Raw genomic sequence first — 19,297 nt, forward strand, 5'->3', positions numbered from 1 at the left:
TTGCGCGCGTTCGCCGGGTGGTAGGTATGGCCCGCCCGGCCCGGGTGGGGCCCACCCTATGGGCGGGCGCCGACAACGTCGCGGCGCGGCGAACGGGATGGCCTGGGTCGGCGGTGGCGCAGCCGTCGGGCGGCGCGGTGATCGCGAAGATCACGCGCGGCGCGGGCGAACGGAGTGGAACGCAGCGGCCCGGCGGTCAGGACGTGGCGACCACCGCGGCGAGTTGCTCGTCCAGGGGCGGCGCGCCGCGGCGGTTGTCGATCTCGAGATGCGGCGCAGGTGGGGGCACGTCGGGGAGGGTGGCGGCGGTGAAGGCGGCGAAGTCGGCGAGTTTCTGGCCGTCGCGGTCGTGGCCGCGGCCGATGATCCGCTCCCGCAGGGTGGAACCGTCCGACCGGACCCACAGCAGCCGCACCGGGTCGCCGCCGAGCTGGTCGACGTAGGCGGACCAGCCGGACAAAGACCGGATCTGCCCGGTGAACGGCGCGACGAGGATGGCGGGGCAGCCGGCCGAGCGGACCTCACGCGCGGTGTCGGCCAGCCCCGCGTACTCGTGCACCTTGATGTGCTCGTCGTACCAGGGCCCCTCCCGCTCGCCGAACGGCCGCCCGTTCGCCGCCAGCGTCGCCACCACGAACGGCGCGTAGACGGTGTCCTTGTCCAGCAGCGCGGGGACGGGGTCGAGCAGGGCGGCGAGCTTCCGGGCGACGGTGGTCTTGCCGGCGCCGGGCGCACCGGCGATCATCCAGACGGCGGGGGTCACGTCTGCCGACCCTATCCAGCCGCCACCCCCATCAGCAGCCGGTGGTGCCGCGGCCGCGCGATCTCGTCCGCGACGGCGACGGCGAGGTCCGCGTACGTGATGAGCGCCGACGCGGCACCCGGCACGAAGCGGTACCCGCCGGACTGGGCGCCGCCGTGGTCGAAGTCGCCGGCCGGGGCGATGACCAGCCAGTCCACCGGCGTCGACGCACGACGGAACACGGACAGTCCGGCGCCGTGGCCGAGCATGAAGTCGCGGTGCTCCGACGGGTACCCGGGAGTGTCGATCAGCGGCACCCCCGTCACGTCCGGCAGCTGCGACGCCAGCCCGACGGCGACCAGCCGCGGCACCCGCGCCGCCGCCAGCCCCGTGAGCAGCGCCGACGCCGCGGCGGGGAAGAACTCGGCGGCCGGGACGGTGAGCGTGGCGGCCGCGTGGACGGCGGCGTCGTGCCCCTCCGACAGCGACGCGACCTCGTCCGCGGAGGTCACGTCTCCCGCCACCACCGCGGCGCGGCCCAACCCAGAATGTCGCCCGGGGTCGCGCACGACCGCCGTCACCTCCCAGTCCCGCCGAGCCGCCTCGGCCAGCACCGCCCGCCCGGCCCGTCCGCCGGCTCCGAACACCACGATTCTCGTCATGCCGCGGACGCTAGGCGACGCTCCGGTCAGCCCGAGGTGACCACGCAGGTCAGTACGGTGGAGGCATGCCGACGCCGCTCGATCCCGACATGTTCGACCCGGTCTGCCCGTCGACGCTGATGCCGTTGCGGTTCTCGGACAAGTGGGCCGGCCTGGTCATCCGCTGCCTCGAGCACGGCCCGCGCCGGTTCTCCGAACTGCGGGTGCCGCTGCGCTCCGTCAGCGCGCAATCGCTGACGACGTCGCTGCGGAACCTGCGCCGCGACGGCCTGGTCGAGCGCACCGAGCGACCCGGCGCGGAACGCCACGTCGAGTACGCGCTGACGCCGCTCGGCCGAAGCATGCTGCCCGTCATCGCGGCGCTGTGCGCGTGGGGCGAGGCGCACTGGGACGAGCTGCTGGACGCCCGCGAGGCGGCGACCGCGCGAACGGCGTGATCAGCGCACGATCGGCGCGCCCTCCAGCCGGACGCCGGCCGACCGCAGCGCGTCCAGCGCCGCCGCCGTGGTGCCCGCCGCGACCCCGGCGGTGAGCCCGAGCAGCACCGTGGTGTCCAGGCCGGCGTGGGCGGCGTCGAGGGCGGTCGCTCGGACGCAGTGGTCGGTGGCGATGCCGACGACCTCGACGGTGCCGACCTCGTGCGCGCGCAGCCAGTCGGCCAGCCCGGCGCCGTCGTGCGTCTTCCCCTCGAAGCCGGAGTAGGCGGCCGCGTACTCGCCCTTGTCGAAGACGGCGTCGAACGGCTGTGGGTCGAGGTTGGGGTGGAACGCGACGCCGTCGGTGCCGGCGACGCAGTGCGGCGGCCAGCTGTCGACGAAGTCGGGGTTCTCGGAGAAGTGGCCGCCGGGGTCGATGTGGTGGTCGCGGGTGGCGACGACGTAGTCGTAGCGGCGGTCCCACGGGTCGGCGTCGGTCCAGCGCTTGAGTACCTCGGCGATGCCGAACGCGACGTCCGCGCCGCCGGCGACCGCGAGGCTGCCGCCCTCGCAGAAGTCGTTCTGGACGTCGACGACGATGAGTGCGCGCTTCATCAGCGATCCTCCCAGCGGGTCGGGATGGCGGGCTCACCGCGCGACAGCTGCAACGCGGTGCGGGGCAGTTCGGCGCGGGCCCGCTCGTGCCGTTCGCGGGCGGCGGCCAGCGGTTCGCGGCCGACGGTCTCGCCGTCGCGCACCAGCGGGACCAGCAGGCGTCGGTCGTCGCCGTCGTCGGCGGGCTCGTGGCCGACGCCGATGACCTCGGCCTCGGCGACACCGCTGGCGTTGCGGCGGCGCAGCGCGTACTTGCGGCCACCGTGGCTGACCTTGCCGGCGCTCTTCTTCTCGACGGAGACCATGGCGCCGTCGTCGTCGGTCCTGGCCACGAGCTTGTAGACCATGCCGGCGGTGGGGGAGCCGGCGCCGGTGACCAGCTGGGTGCCGACGCCGTACGCGTCGACCGGCGCGGCCGCCAGCGCGGCGATGGCGTGCTCGTCGAGGTCGCTGGTGACGACGATGCGGGTGGCGCGCGCGCCCAGGGAGTCGAGCAGTGCGCGGACCTCCTTCGCCTGCGGCAGCAGGTCGCCGGAGTCGAGGCGGACGGCGCCCAGCTCGGGCCCGGCGATCTCGACGCCCAGCCGCACGGCCTCCTCGACGTCGTAGGTGTCGACCAGCAAGGTCGTGCCCTTGCCCAGGGAGTCGACCTGGGCGGTGAACGCGTCGCGCTCGGAGTCGTGCAGCAGCGTGAACGAGTGCGCGCTGGTGCCCGCCGTCGGGACGCCGTAGCTGCGGCCGGCCTCGAGGTTGCTGGTGGTGCTGAACCCGGCGATGTACGCGGCCCGCGCGGCGGCGACGGCGGCCCGCTCCTGGGTGCGCCGCGAGCCCATCTCGATGCACGGACGATCGCCGGCGGCGGTCGTCATGCGGGAGGCGGCCGTCGCGATGGCGGAGTCGAAGTTCAGCACCGACAACGCCAGCGTCTCGAGCACGACCGCCTCGGCGAACGACGCCTCGACGATCAGCAGCGGCGAGTTCGGGAAGTACGCCTCGCCCTCGCCGTAGCCCCAGACGTCGCCGGTGAACCGGTACCCGGCCAGCCACTCCAGCGTCGGATCGTCGACGATGCCGCCGCGCCGCAGGAAGTCGAGCGCGTCGTCGTCGAACCGGAACGTCTCGAGTGCGTCGAGGAACCGTCCGGTGCCGCCCACGACCCCGTATCGGCGTCCACCGGGTAAGCGTCTGGCGAACACCTCGAACACCGAGCGCCGCGTGGCCGTGCCCCGGGCCAGCGCCGCCTGGAGCATGGTGAGCTCATACTGGTCGGTGAGCAGGGCCGTCGTAGCCGACACATGCACCAGAGTATGCGGCTGCGCCACGAATGGCCCGGATCCCGCGCAGACTGGCGAAGCCGTGGCGCGGGGTGGATGATGAGATGTCGTGGACCGGCGGGAACAACGCGGGTCCTGAGCACGGTTGCGCGGGGTGATGGCCGGAAGATGACACCATTGGGGGCCGTGATGACCGCACCCGTCGAGATCGAGCGCCCCGAGGCCGCTGAGGTCCCGGTGGCGGACGTCCCGTGGGTCACGATCGTCTGGAACGACCCGGTCAACCTCATGTCGTACGTCACCTACGTCTTTCAGGCATACTTCGCCTATCCGAAGACGAAGGCCGAGAAGCTGATGCTCGACGTCCACGAGAAGGGGAAGGCCGTCGTGTCCTCCGGCACGCGTGAAGAGATGGAGCGCGACGTCGAGGCCATGCACTCCTACGGCCTGTGGGCCACGCTGCAGAAGGCGGGGGACCGAGTCTGAGCACCGCGTTCCGTCGGGCCCGCGGGGGCGTCGTCGCCGCGTCGTTCCACGTCGTCGAGGTCGAGCTGCTGCGCTCTCTGGTGGGCCAGCTGCTCGAGCTCGTGCGCGAGGAGCCGGCCGACCTCTCCGGCGGCGACGGCTGGGCCGCCGAGCTCGGCCTCGCCGACGACGCGACCTCACGGCCGACCGACCCGGTGCTGCTGCGCCTGTTCCCCGACGGCTACCGCGAGGACGCCGAGGCCGCGTCCGACTTCCGCCGCTTCACCGAGCGCGGCCTGCGCGACCGCAAGGCCGCCACCGCGGCGACGGTGCTCGCCTCCCTGGCCACGGCCGACGCCGCCGGGATGCCGGCGAAGAGCCGCGAGAAGCTGCGCATCGAACTGGACGCCGACGAGTCCGAGGCCTGGCTGCGCACCCTGACCGACCTCCGCCTGGCCCTCGGGACCCGCCTCGGCGTGACGGACGCCGACGAGGACGACTGGCTCGCGCTGGACGAGAACGACCCCCGGCGGCATGTGCACGACGTGTACGACTGGCTCGGCTGGGTCCAGGAGACGCTGGTCCGCACGCTCTCGTCCGCCTTCGACTGACCCGCCGGCAACGCGCGCCCACGCGGACCCTCTCGGCGCGCTCCAGCGTCGTCTTGGCACGCCGGAGGTCACCTTTCGCGCCGGAAATGTGGCATTTGTGGAACGCGTCAGCGTGCCAAGGCAAGGAGCGAAGGGGCGGCGTCGGGGCGACCGGCGGCGGGGCGACTGGTGACGGGGCGATTGGTGGCGGGGCGACTGGCGGCGGGCGCCGGGGCGACTGGTGGCGGGCGGCACCGACCACCACGGCGAACTGTGCACCGGCGGGCTGTGCCCGCACTTCCCCCGTCCCCCTGATAGGTGCCCGTTCTTAGGCCGGGCGCGTGCGGGTCAAGCGGTCATCGCCGCGCGAAGCGCCGAACAGTCCGCTTGAGGCGCGCGTGGCCGGCTAAGAGAATGGGCGCCAGGGGGACGGCCCACGTGGCAGACCGGCGCACGAGAGGCCGGCCCACGAGAACCCCGGCGCACGAGAACCCCGGCGCACGAGAACCCCGGCCAACCAGAACGGCATCCGCAAGGTGGACGGGTCCGGCAGGGCGCTGACCAGGCTCAGTATCCTTCAACCGTGCTGAGCATCCGCCGTGACATCGTCGACGCCATCGTGGAGCATGCCCGCAAGGACCACCCGGACGAAGCCTGCGGCGTGGTCGCGGGGCCGGTGGGCAGCGACCGCCCGGAGCGGTTCGTCCCGATGCTCAACGCGGCAAGGTCGCCCACGTTCTACGAGTTCGACTCGATGGACCTGCTGCGCCTCTACCGCGAGATGGACGACAACGACGAGGAGCCGGTCGTCATCTACCACTCGCACACCGCTACCGAGGCGTACCCATCGCGCACCGACGTCTCGCTGGCGAACGAGCCGGGCGCCCACTACGTCCTCGTGTCGACCCGCGACGACGACACGCACGACTTCCGTTCGTTCCGGATCGTGGACGGCGAGGTGACCGAGGAGGAAGTCCAGGTCATCGATGGGGAATGATGGGTCCCGAACCGCCGTTGCCCTCAATGACACAGTCCGAGAGTCCAGGAGCAGTCCGATGGCCGTCGAGGTCCGCATCCCCACGATCCTGCGCCAGTACACCGGTGGCGCGAAGACCGTCGAGGGCAGCGGCGACACGCTGGCCGCGCTGATCGACGACCTCGAGAGCAAGCACCCGGGGCTGCGCGACCGGCTGGTCGAGAACGGCTCGCTGCGCCGGTTCGTCAACGTGTACGTCAACGACGAGGACGTCCGGTTCCTCGGCGCCGAGAAGACGGCGCTCAACGACGGCGACAGCGTGACGGTGCTGCCGGCGGTCGCCGGCGGCGGCCGCTAGAACCACCCATGCGCTACGAGTCCCTGCTCGACTCGCTCGGCCGGACGCCGCTGGTCGGGCTGCCGAGGCTGTCGCCGTCGCCCGAGGTGCGGCTGTGGGCGAAGCTGGAGGACCGCAACCCCACCGGCTCGGTGAAGGACCGCCCGGCGCTGCGCATGATCGAGGCCGCCGAGGCCGACGGACGGCTCACGCCGGCGGCGACGCTGCTGGAGCCGACGTCGGGCAACACCGGCATCTCGCTGGCCATGGCGGCGAAGCTCAAGGGCTACCGCATGATCTGCGTCATGCCCGAGAACACGTCCGAGGAGCGGCGCCAGCTGCTGCGCATGTGGGGCGCCGAGATCATCCCGTCGCCGGCGGCGGGCGGCTCCAACGAGGCGGTCCGGGTCGCCAAGGAACTGGCAACACAGAACCCCGACTGGGTCATGCTCTACCAGTACGGAAACCCGGGCAACGCTCTCGCGCACTACGAGACCACCGGCCCCGAACTGCTCGAGGATCTCCCCGAGATCACCCACTTCGTCGCCGGCCTGGGCACGACGGGGACGCTGATGGGCGTCGGCCGCTACCTGCGCGAGAAGCTGCCCGACGTGCGCGTCGTCGCCGCCGAGCCGCGGTACGGCGAGCTGGTGTACGGGCTGCGCAACCTCGACGAGGGGTTCGTGCCGGAGCTGTACGACGAGTCGGTGCTGACGTCGCGGTTCTCGGTCGGCCCGCGCGACGCCGTGCGGCGCACCCGTGAGCTGCTCGAGCAGGAGGGCATCTTCGCCGGCATCTCGACCGGCGCCGTCCTGCACGCCGCACTCGGACTCGCCGCGAAGGCCGTACGGGCCGGCGAACGCGCCGACATCGCGTTCATCGTCGCCGACGGCGGCTGGAAGTACCTGTCGACCGGCGCATACGAGGGCACGCTCGACGAGGCCGAGGACCACCTCGACGGCCAGCTCTGGGCCTGACGTACGGTGCACTGATGCGCCAGCTGGTCTACTACATCGCTCAAACCATCGACGGCTTCATCGCCGGCCCGGACGACGAGGTCGACTTCTTCCCGGTGCCCGACGAGTACTCGACCTGGATGTTCTCCCAGTTCGGCGACGCGCTGCCGAGCCACGCCCGGAAGTTCGGCCGCATCGACGACGTCCCGCTGTCGCGGTTCGACACCATCGTCATGGGCCGCCGCACCTACCAGCCCGCGCTCGACGTCGGCGTCACCAGCCCGTACGCCCACCTGCGGCAGTACGTCGTGTCGTCGACGATGACGGAGTCGCCGGACCCCGCCGTGACGATCATCGGCGGCGACCCCGTGGCCGCCGTCCAGGCGCTCAAGGCCGAGGACTCCCCGCTGGACGTCTACCTCGCCGGCGGCGCGGCGCTGGCCGGCGCGCTGCTGCCCGAGATCGACCGCATGGTGGTCAAGCAGTACCCGGTGGTCGCCGGGGCCGGGGTGCCGCTGTTCTCCGCGGAGTTCGCGCCGACGGCGTTCGAGCTGACCGACGTGCAGACGTTCGGCAGCGGCCACGTGGTGCTCGACTACAAGCGGGCGTGACCTCGGGTGTGTCTCCCGGGTCCGTGGCCTACTGCGCTACGGCCGAGACCCGGGAGACACACCCTTGGCGTGGCGTTCGCCACGTCCAGGCCTCGGGACCGCCGCGGCGGCGTACGCTCTTGCACCGATGAACGACGCACCGATCGGGATCTTCGACAGCGGAGTGGGCGGTCTGACGGTCGCCCGCTCCGTGCTCGACCAGCTCCCGCACGAGCCCGTCCTGTACGTCGGCGACACCGCGCGCGGCCCGTACGGGCCACGGCCCATCGCGCAGGTGCGTGAGTTCGCCCTCGACGTCATGGACACCCTCGTCGCCGAGGGCGTGAAGATGCTGGTCATCGCGTGCAACTCGGCCAGCAGCGCGGTGCTGCGCGACGCCCGCGAACGCTACGACATCCCCGTCGTCGAGGTCATCCAGCCGGCTGTGCGCCGCGCGGTCGCCGCCACGCGCAGCAACGCCGTCGGCGTCATCGCCACCCGCGCCACCGTCACGTCGCGCGCCTACGAGGACTCCTTCGCCGCCGCGCCGCACCTCACCATCACCACGCAGGCCTGCCCGCGGTTCGTCGAGTTCGTCGAGGCCGGCATCACCCACGGGCCGGAGCTGGAGTCCGTCGCCCGCGAGTACCTGCAGCCGGTCAAGGACGCCGGCGTCGACACGCTGGTGCTGGGCTGCACCCACTACCCGCTGCTCACGGGCGTCGTCTCGTACGTCATGGGCGAGGCGGTCACGCTGGTCAGCAGCGCCGAGGAGACCGCGAAGGACGTCTACCGCACGCTGGTCGACCACCGGCTGATGCGCGACGACGCGCTGCCGCCGCCGCGGCACCAGTTCCGCTCCACCGGCGACGCGCGGCCGTTCCGCGAACTGGGGCGGCGCTTCCTCGGCCCGGAGATCGCGTCGGTCGAGGAGACGTCCGAGCTGCCGGTCGTCGGCCGCGACGTGGCGGTCGGCTCTTGAGGCTCACGGTGCTGGGCTGCTCCGGGTCGATGCCCGGGCCCGGCTCGCCCGCGTCCGGCTACCTGATCGAGGCGGACGGCGTCCGGCTGGTGCTGGACCTCGGCAACGGCGCGCTCAGCCCACTGCAGGACGTCGTCGGCGTGGCCGGGCTGGCCGAGCTGGACGCGATCGTCCTCAGCCACCTGCACCCGGACCACTGCATGGACCTGTGCGGGCTGTACGTGGCGCTGCGCTACGGGGTGCCGTCGCGGCGGCGGATCCCGGTGTACGGACCGGGCGGGACGGCCGACCGCATGGCCGCGGCGTACGGCAAGGAGCCCGACCCTGGGCTGTCCGGCGAGTTCGACTTCCACGAGCACCCGGTGGACGGGTTCCGCGTCGGCCCGCTGACGGTGCGGGTCGCGCCGGTCGTGCACCCCGTCGCCGCGTACGCCGTCCGCGTCGAGCACGACGGCCGGTCGCTGGTGTACTCCGGCGACACCGCGGCGACGCCGGCGCTGGTCGAGCTGGCCCGCGACACCGACCTGTTCCTCTGCGAGGCCGCCTACGCCGACGGCGACGACAACCCGCCGGGCATCCACCTGACCGGGCGCGAGGCCGGGGAGCACGCGGCCGCCGCCGGAGCCCGTCGACTGGTCGTCACGCACGTGCCACCATGGGGCGATCCGCAGCGTGCGGCCGAGCACGCGAGCGCGGTGTACGACGGCCCGGTGGAGCTCGCCGTGCCTGGGGGCCACTGGGAGGTCTGATGACGACGGAGCACGACGACACGGCCGAGCAGGCAGGGCCGCCGTTCCCGCTGCCGACGACGCCGCTGCAGCCGCTGCCCGAGGACTGGGAGCGGGCGCTGGTCATCGCCGCGCACCCCGACGACGTCGAGTACGGCGCCGCCGCGGCCATCGCGCGGTGGACGGCGCAGGGCAAGCAGGTCGTGTACTGCATGGTCACCAGCGGCGAGGCGGGCATCGACACCATGCCGCCGGAGCAGACCGGCCCGCTGCGCGAGAAGGAGGAACGCGACGCCGCCGCCGTGGTGGGCGTCGACGAGGTCGAGTTCCTCGGCTACGCCGACGGCGTCGTCGAGTACGGCCTGCCGCTGCGCCGCGACGTCGCCCGGGCCATCCGCCGGTACCGTCCCGACGTCGTCATCACCGGCAACTTCCACGAGACGTTCGGCGGTGTCATGCTCAACCAGGCCGACCACATCGCCGTCGGCAGGGCCGTGCTCGACGGCGCCCGCGACGCCGGCAACCGGTGGGTCTTCACCGAGTTGCTGGACGAAGGCCTGGAGCCGTGGAACAAGGTGCGCGCCATCTGGGCGGCGGGGTCGCCCGAGGCCGCGCACGGCGTCGACATCACCGCCACGTTCGAGCTGGGCGTCCGTTCGCTCGAGGCGCACGCCGGGTACCTCGCCGCGCTGCCCGGCCACCCGGAGCCGGCCGACTTCCTCGGCATGTTCGCCCGTCAGACCGGCCCTCGCCTGGGCGTCGAGTACGCAACGGTCTTCGAGGTCTACCCGCTGATGCTCTACTGAACCCGCTCGACGCTTTGCAATGAGCACCGATACGCATCACCCCGCCGGTGATGCGTAATGGTGCTCATTGCAAGCGTCCAGCCCGGTCAGCCGGCGTCGTCGTCGCGCGGCCGCTCGTCGACGAGCACGCCGGTCGCGTACATCCGCTTCTCCGAGCCCCACCGCGGCCAGCACGTCGTCAGCGTCAGCCTGGCCTCGGCGGGCTCGGTACCGGCGGGCTCACCGGGCACCGGGTCGACCACCCACAGCTCGGTCGCCTCGATGACGTTGCCGTCGTTGTCGCCGTCGGGCGCGTCGTCCAGCTCGTACCGGAACACCCCGTCGACGGTCTCGATCTCGACGACGTCGCCCTCGCGCAACTCGGCGAACCGGGCGAACGGCTCGCCGTGCCCGGACCGGTGCGCGGCGACGGCGACGTTGCCCAGACCGCCGGGGTCGGCGCTGTCGGCGTAGTGGCCGGGCCCGTCCTCGAGGTCCTCGGGGTCGGTGCCCTCGACGACGATGCGCTCCCAGTCGTCGCCGAAGCGGGGGATGCGCAGGATCGCGTACGCGTCGCCCAGTTCCAGCGGCTCCGGCTCCGGTGCGTCCGTCTCGGAGGGCGCCGGGGTGGCGGAGCGGCTGAGCAGGTGCTGCTGGAACTGGTCGCGCAGGTCGTCCTGCGCGGCCGCCGTCTGCAGCCCCGTGCCCCAGAACGTGTAGACGACGAACAGCAGCACCAGCGCGCCGGCGGTCAGCAGCAGCTCGCCGGCGATCCCGGCGGCCGCGACCACGCGCCCCCGGCCGGCCCCCGCCGTCGACGAGGCGCGGCGATGCTTCGGCGCCACCCTGCGCTGCACGGTCCCGAAGGTAACGCGGGCGGCCCTCGGTGCGCAGGCGTTCCGGACGTTCCGAGGGGGCCGGCGCCGCGGCGGCCGTCGAGGCGATAGCTTGGGCGGCATGACCACCCGTATCGACGGCCGCAGTGCCGATCAGCTCCGCACCGTCCGGCTCACCCGGGGCTGGCTCGACCACGCCGAGGGCTCGGTACTCGTCGAGTTCGGCAAGACCCGCGTGCTGTGCGCGGCGTCGGTCACCGAGGGCGTGCCGCGCTGGCGCAAGGGCTCCGGCCTGGGCTGGGTCACGGCCGAGTACGCCATGCTGCCGCGGTCCACGAACACCCGCTCCGACCGCGAGTCGGTGAAGGGCCGCATCGGCGGGCGCACGCACGAGATCTCCCGGCTCATCGGCCGGTCGCTCCGCGGCGTCATCGACACCAAGGCGCTGGGCGAGAACACGCTGGTCATCGACTGCGACGTGCTCCAGGCCGACGGCGGCACGCGGACCGCGGCGATCACCGGCGCGTACGTCGCGCTGCGCGACGCCGTCGAGTGGATGCGGTCGCAGAAGCTGTTGTCGGCGGAGCAGGTGCTGACCGACTCCGTCTCGGCCATCTCCGTCGGCGTCGTCGACGGCGAGGCGCTGCTCGACCTCTGCTACGAAGAAGACGTGCGCGCCGAGACCGACATGAACGTCGTCATGACCGGCGACGGCCGGTTCATCGAGGTGCAAGGCACCGCCGAGGGCGCGCCGTTCGACCGTCAGGAGCTCGACTCCCTGCTCGCGCTGGCCGGCGCCGGCTGCAAGGAGCTGACCGACCTGCAGAACGCGGCGCTGGTCGGGTGAGTTCCGCGCCGAAGGTCGTCCTGGCCACGCGCAACGCGCACAAGGTCCCGGAGATCGCCCGCATCCTGTCCGCCGCCGGCACGCCGGTGTCGCTGGTCTCCGTCGCCGACTTCCCCGGCGTCGACGACGTCGAGGAGACCGGGCTGACGTTCGAGGAGAACGCGCTGCTCAAGGCGCACGCGGTGGCTGCGGCGACGGGGCTGCCGGCGCTGGCCGACGACTCCGGGCTGTCCGTCGCGGCGCTCGGCGGCATGCCGGGCGTGTTCTCGGCCCGCTGGGCCGGCGTCCACGGCGACGACGCCGCCAACCTGCGGCTGGTGCTGGCGCAGCTGACCACCGTGCCCGACTCCGCGCGGCAGGCGGCGTTCGTCTGCGTCGCCGCGCTGGCGCTGCCCGACGGCACGGCGTGGACCGAGGAGGGCCGCGTCGACGGCGTCGTCGTGCGGGCGCCTCGAGGGAGCAACGGGTTCGGCTACGACCCGATCTTCGTGCCGTCCGGCTCGTCGCGGACCACAGCCGAGCTGACGCCCGACGAGAAGGACGCCATCTCGCACCGCGGCCGCGCGTTCCGGGCCATCGCCGCGCACCTCGCCACGCTGTGATCCTGAACAAACGCTGACGATCATGCTCCGCGGTGGGCGCGGGCGCCGTCCGGGAGGATGATCGGAGGGTGACGTCTACCGAGTCCGGCGCCGGGTCCGGCGCGGGGTCCGTGCGCTCGTGGTGGCCGCCGGCATTGGCCGGGGTCGTCGCGCTGGGCCTCGGGCTGGCCGTGGCCGAGATCGTGGCCGGTGCGCTGGGCCGGGCCGAGACGCCGGTCGTGGCGGTCGGTGAGGAGTTCATCGACCACACGCCCGGCTGGCTGAAGGACTTCGCCGTCGAGACCTTCGGCGTCCACGACAAGTCCGTGCTGCTGGCCGGCATGGGCGTGGTGCTGGCGCTGCTCGGCGCGCTGATCGGGCTGCTCACCGCCCGAAGCAGGGGCCTCGGGTTGCTGGCCGCCACCGTCCTCCTGGTCGTCGCCGGGCTGGCCGTCAACGCCCGGCCCGACACCACCATGGCCGACCTCCTCCCGACGCTCGCCGCCGGGCTGGTCGCGCTGCCGGCGCTGGCGTGGCTGGTGGGGAAGGCGGCGCCGGTCGAGGCGCCGGCCGGTGCTGCGGTCGTGCCGGCACCCAGTCGCCGCGCGTTCCTCACGGCCGCCGGCGTCACCGCCGGTCTGGCCGTCGCCGGCGCCGGGCTCGGCCAGTTGCTCGGCGCCCGCCGGGCCGGCGTCGAGACCTCCCGCGACGACATCGCCGCCAGCCTCGACCTCCCGCGCGCCGACGTCCCTCCGGGCGTCGACCTCGTCGTCCCCGACGCCGACCCGTGGCGCACCCCGAACCAGCACTTCTACCGCATCGACACCGCGCTGTCCGAGCCGCTGGTCCGGGCCGAGGACTGGTCGCTGCGGGTGCACGGCATGGTCGAGACCGAGGTGGAGCTGAGCTACGACCAGCTGGTCGCCATGGGCCTGGAGGACCGCTGGCTGACGCTGAACTGCGTCTCCAACGAGGTCGGCGGCCACCTCATCGGCAACGCGTTGTGGTCGGGCGTGCCGATCGCGGACGTGCTCGCGCTGGCCCGCCCGCGGGACGGCGCCGACGCCGTCCGGTCCCGCTCGCAGGACGGCTGGACCGCCGGCACCCCGCTCGACGTCCTCACCGACGGCCGCGACGCGCTGCTGGCGGTCGGTATGAACGGCGACCCGCTGCCGCTGGCGCACGGGTTCCCGGTGCGGATGATCGTGCCCGGCCTGTACGGCTACGTCAGCGCCACGAAGTGGGTGGTCGAGCTGGAGGTCACCCGGTTCGCCGACTTCGAGGCCTACTGGACGACGCGCGGCTGGGCCGAGAAGGGCCCGGTCAAGGTCGCGTCCCGCATCGACGTCCCCAGCAGCCGCGCCCACGTCGCCGCCGGTTCCGTCGCCGTCGCGGGGGTCGCGTGGGCGCAGCATCGCGGCATCGCGGCCGTCCAGGTCCGCGTCGACGACGGCGACTGGAACGACGCCCGGCTGGCCGCCGTCCCGAGCACCGACACCTGGCGGCAGTGGGTGTGGGAGTGGGACGCCGAGCCCGGCGACCACCGGCTGCAGGTCCGCGCCACCACCATGGACGGCGAGGTGCAGACGTCCGACCAGGCCCCGCCCGCCCCCGACGGCGCCTCCGGCTGGCACACCATCGACGTCACCGTCGACTGAGTGCGCCGAGCCGCGGTTTCGCGGTAGTCAGACCCCGCCCGGCCCGGGTGGTGCCCACCCTACGGGCGGGCACCGACAACGTCCGCGCGCAGCCGGGCCTGCGACACCGGCAGCACCCCCCCGTGCGCTGCCGGCCGAGCGCGCGTACGACGAACGGCATGACCTACGGCAGGGCGGCCACCGAGGCGCGCGGCCCGTCCAGCACCGGGACGCCGTCGTCCCACCGCACCTCCGTCAGCCACATCGTGCGGCCGGGCAGCGCCGAGCCGACGGAGTCGGGCGGCCAGGCGTGGTGGACCATCCAGGTGCGGCCGTCCTTCTCGATCAGCACGCAGTGCCCCGGCCCGGCCGCGTCCTCCGTCGACGCCAGGAGAGGCGCCTCGGCCGGCTTGCGACACGGCCCGAGCGGGCCCTCGCAGACGGCGTACCCGACGGCGTACTCGGCGCGGTCGTACGCGTTGGCCGAGTAGAACAGGTAGTACGTGCCGTCGCGCAGCCAGAGGAACGGCGCCTCGACGACCGTGCCCTCCCACGGCTGGTCCTGCTTGATCAGCTGCACAGGCGCACCCTCGAGCGTCAGCCCGTCCGGAGAGAGCGGCTGGGCGTAGATCCAGGTGTCGACGCCGATCGCGTTGCCGTCGTTCTTCCACAGCAGGTAGCGGGCGCCGTCGGCGTCGGTGAACGGGCTGGCGTCGATGGAGCCGCCCGCGTCGGTCTGGCAGATCATCGGCTCGGCCGACTCGTCGACGAACGGGCCGGCGGGCGACGTCGCGACGGCCCGGCCCACGCATTGCCGCCCCGACGCCGTCCCCAGCGCCGTGTAGTAGAGGACGTACCGGGCCGGCCCGTGCACCGCGATCTCCGGCGCCCACGTCCGCCCGCCGGTCACCCACGGCGCCAGCACCGGCATCGCGTCGCCGGCCGACTCCCACGTCACCAGGTCCGGCGACGTCATGACCGGCACGTTCCCGGCCCGCGAGTTCGTCGCGTACGCCCACCATTGGCCGTCGGCCTCGATGACGGCGGGGTCGGGGAAGTCGCGGTCGACGACGGGGTTGGTGAAGCCCACGGGCTGCTCCTCTTCGACGGGGTCGGGCTCGGCGCCGCCGCAGGCGGCCAGGACGACGAGCGCCGTCCCGGCCGCCAGCAGCAGCCTCATCGCACCTCGGACAGGCGGAACCAGTCGAACGTGGCGACGGTCGCGGGCGCGGCGCCGCCGCCGGCGTACAGGCCGATCTGCGGCGACGTGTCCGCCGGCAGCGTCCACGTGGCGCCCCACCGCCACGCGACCCCGTCGCGCGACGACGCCGAGCGGTAGCGGTGCTCGCCGGTCTCCGGGTCGGTCGTGTGGTGGATCCGCAGCCACATCGTCTCCGCCACCGGCCCGCCGAGGTGGGCGCCCCAGCGCAGCGCGCCGTTCTCGGTCAGCTCCTTGCCGAACTCGACCTGCCGGGTGCCCCAGATCGCGACGTCGCCCAGCCGCAGCAGGTTGTCGTCGTCGACGCGGACGATCAGCCCGGCCTGCTGGTAGTTGCGGATGGTGCCGGAGCCGAGGTCGAGGTGCAGCTTCGTCTCGGCGATCCAGTCGCCCTCCGGCGGCGTGCGCAGCAGCAGCGGCCCGGTGTTCCCGGCGCCGACGACGTCGACGGAGGCCAGCGGCCAGGTCAGCGCGCCGTCGCCCGCGGTCACCGACGACGACGGCCGCACCCACGACCAGCCCTCGCCCAGCGCCGGGTCGTCGAACTCCTCGGTGAACACGGCGTCGCCGGCCGCGGGCTCGTCCACCCGCGACGTCACGGGCTCGTGCGCCGCGACGACGGTGAGGTTGTCGACCTGCGCCTCGTCTGACGCGGCCAGCGTGACGGGGCGCGGCTTGGCCACGCCACGGGGCAGGTCGACGGCGACCTCGGCGTCGGCGTCACCGAGCCGGCTCTCCGCCAGCCGGGCGATCGCGCGCCCGTCGCGGACCTCGACCGACAGCGCCGTCCACTCGTCGCCGTCGTACCGGGACGGCAGCGGCGCGGAGTCGGACTCCACGCCGCGGCCCAGCGTCGACGTCACGGTCAGCGTCCGCGCGGCGGCGTCGACGGTGACGCTGACGCCGTTGCGCCCGGACCGCGCGACCCCGACCGTGAGGTCGCCGGACACCCGCACGTCCGCCTCGACCCGCACCTCCCGCGGCGCCGGCTGCGCCGTCCGCACCTCGCCGGACAGCACCGCGACGTCGCCGCCGTCGCCGGTCGCGTCCGTGCCGGCCGTCCAGGAACCGCGCACCGCCGTCAGCGCGCCGTTCGACGCGGGCGCCGACGCGTCGATCCCCAGCGACGACGCCGTCACCGGCGCGGGCTGTGGGGTGTCGGACGGGCCCGCGCCGGCCCGCGCGACCGGCCAGCCGTCGATCCAGTCCAGCCGGTCGACCAGGGTCGGGCGCTCGTTGATGCCGCCGGGCGCGTCCAGCCAGGCGTCGTTCCGGTCGATCGCGTGGTAGACGATGTGGTCCTGCCCGGACACGTCGGTGACGATCGTGTGGTGGCCGACGCCGATCCAGCGGTTGCCGTTCTGCGCCAGCACCTGGGTGCCGCCGACCCGCGAGTCGAGCATCGAGACGCCCTCGTGGTCGACGAACGGGCCGAGCGGGCTCTTCGAGCGTCCGGCGTACACGCTGTACCCGGTCACCGGTCCCGCGCAGCAGTTCGCCGACGACGCCGTCAGGTAGTACCAGCCGTCGCGCTCGACCACGAACGACCCCTCGTACCGGTCGCCGACCGTGACCTGCGTGGGCGAACCGACCGCCCGCAGCCCGGACTCGTCCAGCTCGGTGACCCACAGGCCGCCGTGGAAGCCGCCGAAGTACAGGTACCGCTTGCCGTCCGACGCGGACAGCAGCGCCGGGTCGATGGTGTTGAAGTAGTTGCCGTCGCCGGTCGGCCGCGGCGCCACGACGGGCCCGCCCGAGTCGGTCCACGGCCCGGCCGGCGTCGGCGCCGTCGCGGCCCCGATCGCGTAGTTCCACTGGCCGGGCTCGGCGACCGTGTCGGTGACGGTGTAGTACATGACGTACTGGCCGTCGACGTAGCGGATGTCCGGTGCCCAGTAGAACGAGGTGCTGGTGCTCCAGGCCGGCCGGTCCGCCTCCTCGAACACCGTGCCGAGGTACTCCCAGTCGACGAAGTCGCGCGAGCGGGCGATGTGCATGAGCCCGAACTCGCTCGGCGCCTCGTGCAGCGGGTCGCTGGTCGCGTACAGGTACCACCAGCCGTCCTTGCCGCGGATCACGGCCGGGTCGGCGTAGGTGTCGGAGAATTCGCTCGAGATCGGGTTCTGGGTGACGGGGCCTGCGGACGGTTCGGCGGTGGCGGCCGGAGCCGTGGCCGGCAACGCCAGCACGACGGCGGCGATGCCGGCGAGGAACCTACGACGCACGGGGATCATCCCTTCAGTCCGCTGCGCGACACGCCCTCGATGACGTATCGCTGCGTGAACAGGAACAGGATCAGGACGGGAACGCTGGCGACGAACGCGCCGGCCATGATGACCGGGTAGTCCGTGGTGTACGCGCCCTGCAGCAGCTTCAGCCCGGCCGGCAGCGTGAGTCGCTCCGGGCTGAACAGGACGTAGATCGGCCAGATGAAGTCGTTCCAGTTCGCCAAGAACGACAGCACCGCCAGCGTGGCCAGCGCCGGCTTGGAATTGGGCAGGACGATGCGGGTGAAGATCTGCCACTGGTTGGCGCCGTCGATCAGCGCCGCCTCCTCCAGCTCGCCGGGCAGCATCGCGAAGAACTGCCGGAGGAAGAACACCCCGAACGCGCCGGCCGCGCCGGGCACGGCCAGCGCCCAGACGGTGTCCAGCCAGCCCAGCTGGTCGATGATCAGGTAGTTCGGGATGAGGAACACGAAGCCCGGCACGAACAGCGTCGACACGATCACGACGAACAGCACGCCACGGCCGCGGAAGTGCAGCCGGGCCAGCGCGTAGGCCGCCGTCGACGCGACCGTCAGCACCAGCACCATGTGCAGCGTCGCCGCCAGCAGGCTGTTGAGGAACCAGCGCAACACCGGGTAGGCGCCGTCCAGCCGCAACAGCCCCTCGTACGCGGCGAACGTCGGCGACGACGGCAGCAGCGTCGGCGGGACGGCGGTCGCCTCCGGGTTCGTCTTGATCGACGTCAGGAACATCCAGACGATCGGCCCGACGAAGATGACCGTCAGGACCAGCAGGAACAGCCAGAACATGCCCTGACGGAGGTAGGCGCCGGGCGCGGGGCCGGCCGGCCGCGGGCCGGCCTCAGGGCGCGTCAGGACCGCCATCGCGGCCTCCTCTCCCGCATGGCGAGCACCTGCACGATCGAGACGATCCCCAGGAAGATCGCCAGCAGGTACGACATCGCGGCGGCGCTGCCCATCCGGAACGACTCCAGGCCCTCGGCCAGCATCACCATGAGCGCCGTCCGGGTGGTGTCGCCCGGCCCGCCGTTCGTCACCAGCAGCGCCTGGCCGAACATGTTCGCCGAGGCCAGGATCGTGATCGTGACGACGAACAGGAGCACGGTCCGCAGTCCGGGCAGCGTCACGTGCCGGAACACCTGCCAGGCCGACGCGCCGTCGACCTTGGCCGCGTCGTAGAGCTCGCCCGGGATGTCCTGCAGACCGGCCAGGTAGATGATCGTGTTGAAGCCGAGCGTCCACCACACCGTCATCGCGACCAGGCTGATCCACGCCCACGGCTGGGCGGTGATCCACGGCGTCGACGTGCCGAGCAGCCCGTTCACGATGCCGATGTTCGGGTCGAGGATGAACCTGAACAGCAGGCCCACCACGGCGACGCCCAGCACGTACGGCATGAAGAAGACCGCGCGGAAGAACGTCCGGCCGGGGAACCGCCGGTTCAGCAGCACCGCCAGCCCGAGCGGGATCGCGACCAGGAACGGCACGCTCGCCACGGTGAAGATCGCCGTCGCCCGCATGCCGTGCCAGAACATCTCGAACACGGCGGACGACGAGTCGAACAGCGCGGCGTAGTTGTCCAGCCCGACGAAGGGCCGGTTCGGCAGCATGAAGTCCCAGTCGTGCAGGCTCATCCAGATCCCCAGCACCGCCGGGGCCAGGACGAACGTCGCGAAGATGACCAGGAACGGCGCCATGAACGCGTACGGCGTCCACGGCGCGTGCCGGCGGATGCCGCTGGGGGAGGACCGCGCGCCGGGCCCGCGCGCGGCCGATCCGCGCGCGGGTGCGGTCGTCGTGGGGGAGGTCAC

General features: G+C 73.0%; 22 protein-coding genes. 13 read left to right on the forward strand and 9 right to left on the reverse strand.

Annotated elements, in window-relative coordinates; translation table 11 throughout:
* Positions 1 to 196 precede the first annotated feature (196 nt).
* Both BLU82_RS03405 and BLU82_RS03410 read right to left on the reverse strand, forming a co-directional pair.
* Complete coding sequence (locus BLU82_RS03405) at positions 197 to 763, reverse strand: AAA family ATPase (RefSeq protein WP_197682714.1); 567 nt, start codon at positions 761 to 763, stop codon at positions 197 to 199.
* Positions 764 to 774: 11 nt separating this feature from the next.
* Positions 775 to 1,404 (reverse strand): NAD(P)-dependent oxidoreductase, encoded by a 630-nt coding sequence (locus BLU82_RS03410; protein ID WP_092615623.1) that lies wholly within the window; start codon positions 1,402 to 1,404, stop codon positions 775 to 777.
* 65 nt (positions 1,405 to 1,469) lie between these two features.
* Between BLU82_RS03410 and BLU82_RS03415 the strand changes: the two genes are divergently transcribed.
* Positions 1,470 to 1,841, forward strand: a complete 372-nt coding sequence (locus tag BLU82_RS03415) for a helix-turn-helix domain-containing protein (protein WP_092615627.1) — start codon at positions 1,470 to 1,472, stop codon at positions 1,839 to 1,841.
* Here the strand turns inward: BLU82_RS03415 and BLU82_RS03420 are convergent, their stop codons facing one another.
* The gene (locus BLU82_RS03420) at positions 1,842 to 2,435 is read right to left on the reverse strand and encodes an isochorismatase family protein (RefSeq protein ID WP_092615630.1); all 594 of its coding nucleotides are present in this window, start codon (positions 2,433 to 2,435) and stop codon (positions 1,842 to 1,844) included.
* Positions 2,435 to 3,730 (reverse strand): nicotinate phosphoribosyltransferase, encoded by a 1,296-nt coding sequence (locus tag BLU82_RS03425; RefSeq protein ID WP_092615633.1) that lies wholly within the window; start codon positions 3,728 to 3,730, stop codon positions 2,435 to 2,437. Before BLU82_RS03425 ends, BLU82_RS03420 begins: the two co-directional genes overlap by 1 nt.
* A 156-nt stretch (positions 3,731 to 3,886) precedes the next feature.
* On the opposite strand from BLU82_RS03425, the gene clpS reads away from it, so the two are divergent.
* The 9 genes from clpS (at position 3,887) to BLU82_RS03470 (ending at position 10,139) form a co-directional block, all read left to right on the forward strand.
* A complete protein-coding gene (clpS, locus tag BLU82_RS34940; RefSeq protein WP_092615636.1) occupies positions 3,887 to 4,195 on the forward strand; it encodes an ATP-dependent Clp protease adapter ClpS in 309 nt (102 codons plus the stop codon).
* On the forward strand, positions 4,159 to 4,785 hold the full coding sequence (locus BLU82_RS03435; RefSeq protein WP_197682716.1) for a DUF2017 domain-containing protein: 627 nt from the start codon (positions 4,159 to 4,161) through the stop codon (positions 4,783 to 4,785). Before clpS ends, BLU82_RS03435 begins: the two co-directional genes overlap by 37 nt.
* Before the next feature lie 562 nt (positions 4,786 to 5,347).
* Complete coding sequence (locus BLU82_RS03440) at positions 5,348 to 5,761, forward strand: Mov34/MPN/PAD-1 family protein (RefSeq protein ID WP_092615640.1); 414 nt, start codon at positions 5,348 to 5,350, stop codon at positions 5,759 to 5,761.
* 58 nt (positions 5,762 to 5,819) lie between these two features.
* Entirely contained in the window at positions 5,820 to 6,098 is a 279-nt protein-coding gene (locus BLU82_RS03445; RefSeq protein ID WP_092615643.1) for a MoaD/ThiS family protein, read from the forward strand.
* Positions 6,099 to 6,106: 8 nt separating this feature from the next.
* Positions 6,107 to 7,054 carry a PLP-dependent cysteine synthase family protein gene (locus BLU82_RS03450; RefSeq protein ID WP_092615646.1) on the forward strand — a complete coding sequence of 316 codons (948 nt, stop codon included), beginning with the start codon at positions 6,107 to 6,109 and terminating at the stop codon, positions 7,052 to 7,054.
* 14 nt (positions 7,055 to 7,068) lie between these two features.
* Positions 7,069 to 7,644, forward strand: a complete 576-nt coding sequence (locus tag BLU82_RS03455; protein ID WP_092615649.1) for a dihydrofolate reductase family protein — start codon at positions 7,069 to 7,071, stop codon at positions 7,642 to 7,644.
* Positions 7,645 to 7,771: 127 nt separating this feature from the next.
* Positions 7,772 to 8,605 (forward strand): glutamate racemase, encoded by an 834-nt coding sequence (murI, locus tag BLU82_RS03460; protein ID WP_092615652.1) that lies wholly within the window; start codon positions 7,772 to 7,774, stop codon positions 8,603 to 8,605.
* Complete coding sequence (locus BLU82_RS03465) at positions 8,602 to 9,354, forward strand: MBL fold metallo-hydrolase (protein WP_092615655.1); 753 nt, start codon at positions 8,602 to 8,604, stop codon at positions 9,352 to 9,354. Before murI ends, BLU82_RS03465 begins: the two co-directional genes overlap by 4 nt.
* Entirely contained in the window at positions 9,354 to 10,139 is a 786-nt protein-coding gene (locus BLU82_RS03470; protein WP_092615660.1) for a PIG-L deacetylase family protein, read from the forward strand. Before BLU82_RS03465 ends, BLU82_RS03470 begins: the two co-directional genes overlap by 1 nt.
* Before the next feature lie 86 nt (positions 10,140 to 10,225).
* Here the strand turns inward: BLU82_RS03470 and BLU82_RS03475 are convergent, their stop codons facing one another.
* Positions 10,226 to 10,975 carry a class E sortase gene (locus tag BLU82_RS03475; RefSeq protein WP_157740537.1) on the reverse strand — a complete coding sequence of 250 codons (750 nt, stop codon included), beginning with the start codon at positions 10,973 to 10,975 and terminating at the stop codon, positions 10,226 to 10,228.
* 100 nt (positions 10,976 to 11,075) lie between these two features.
* Here BLU82_RS03475 and rph point away from each other — a divergent pair, with 100 nt between their 5' ends.
* The 3 genes from rph (at position 11,076) to BLU82_RS03490 (ending at position 14,040) form a co-directional block, all read left to right on the forward strand.
* Complete coding sequence (gene rph / locus BLU82_RS03480) at positions 11,076 to 11,801, forward strand: ribonuclease PH (RefSeq protein WP_092615666.1); 726 nt, start codon at positions 11,076 to 11,078, stop codon at positions 11,799 to 11,801.
* Positions 11,798 to 12,403 (forward strand): RdgB/HAM1 family non-canonical purine NTP pyrophosphatase, encoded by a 606-nt coding sequence (rdgB, locus tag BLU82_RS03485; protein WP_092615669.1) that lies wholly within the window; start codon positions 11,798 to 11,800, stop codon positions 12,401 to 12,403. Before rph ends, rdgB begins: the two co-directional genes overlap by 4 nt.
* A 68-nt stretch (positions 12,404 to 12,471) precedes the next feature.
* Entirely contained in the window at positions 12,472 to 14,040 is a 1,569-nt protein-coding gene (locus BLU82_RS03490) for a molybdopterin-dependent oxidoreductase (protein ID WP_197682717.1), read from the forward strand.
* A gap of 163 nt (positions 14,041 to 14,203) precedes the next feature.
* Here the strand turns inward: BLU82_RS03490 and BLU82_RS03495 are convergent, their stop codons facing one another.
* The 4 genes from BLU82_RS03495 to BLU82_RS03510 all read right to left on the reverse strand — a co-directional run bounded on the left by BLU82_RS03495 (position 14,204) and on the right by BLU82_RS03510 (position 19,297).
* A complete protein-coding gene (locus BLU82_RS03495; protein ID WP_172885524.1) occupies positions 14,204 to 15,199 on the reverse strand; it encodes a glycoside hydrolase family 43 protein in 996 nt (331 codons plus the stop codon).
* Positions 15,196 to 17,472 (reverse strand): family 43 glycosylhydrolase, encoded by a 2,277-nt coding sequence (locus BLU82_RS03500; protein WP_092615674.1) that lies wholly within the window; start codon positions 17,470 to 17,472, stop codon positions 15,196 to 15,198. The genes BLU82_RS03495 and BLU82_RS03500 overlap by 4 nt, the downstream gene beginning before the upstream one ends.
* The gene (locus BLU82_RS03505; RefSeq protein WP_092625391.1) at positions 17,469 to 18,275 is read right to left on the reverse strand and encodes a carbohydrate ABC transporter permease; all 807 of its coding nucleotides are present in this window, start codon (positions 18,273 to 18,275) and stop codon (positions 17,469 to 17,471) included. Before BLU82_RS03505 ends, BLU82_RS03500 begins: the two co-directional genes overlap by 4 nt.
* Positions 18,276 to 18,337: 62 nt before the next feature.
* The gene (locus tag BLU82_RS03510) at positions 18,338 to 19,297 is read right to left on the reverse strand and encodes a carbohydrate ABC transporter permease (RefSeq protein WP_197682720.1); all 960 of its coding nucleotides are present in this window, start codon (positions 19,295 to 19,297) and stop codon (positions 18,338 to 18,340) included.

The sequence above is a fragment of the Jiangella sp. DSM 45060 genome (assembly GCF_900105175.1).
Taxonomy (GTDB): Bacteria; Actinomycetota; Actinomycetes; order Jiangellales; family Jiangellaceae; genus Jiangella.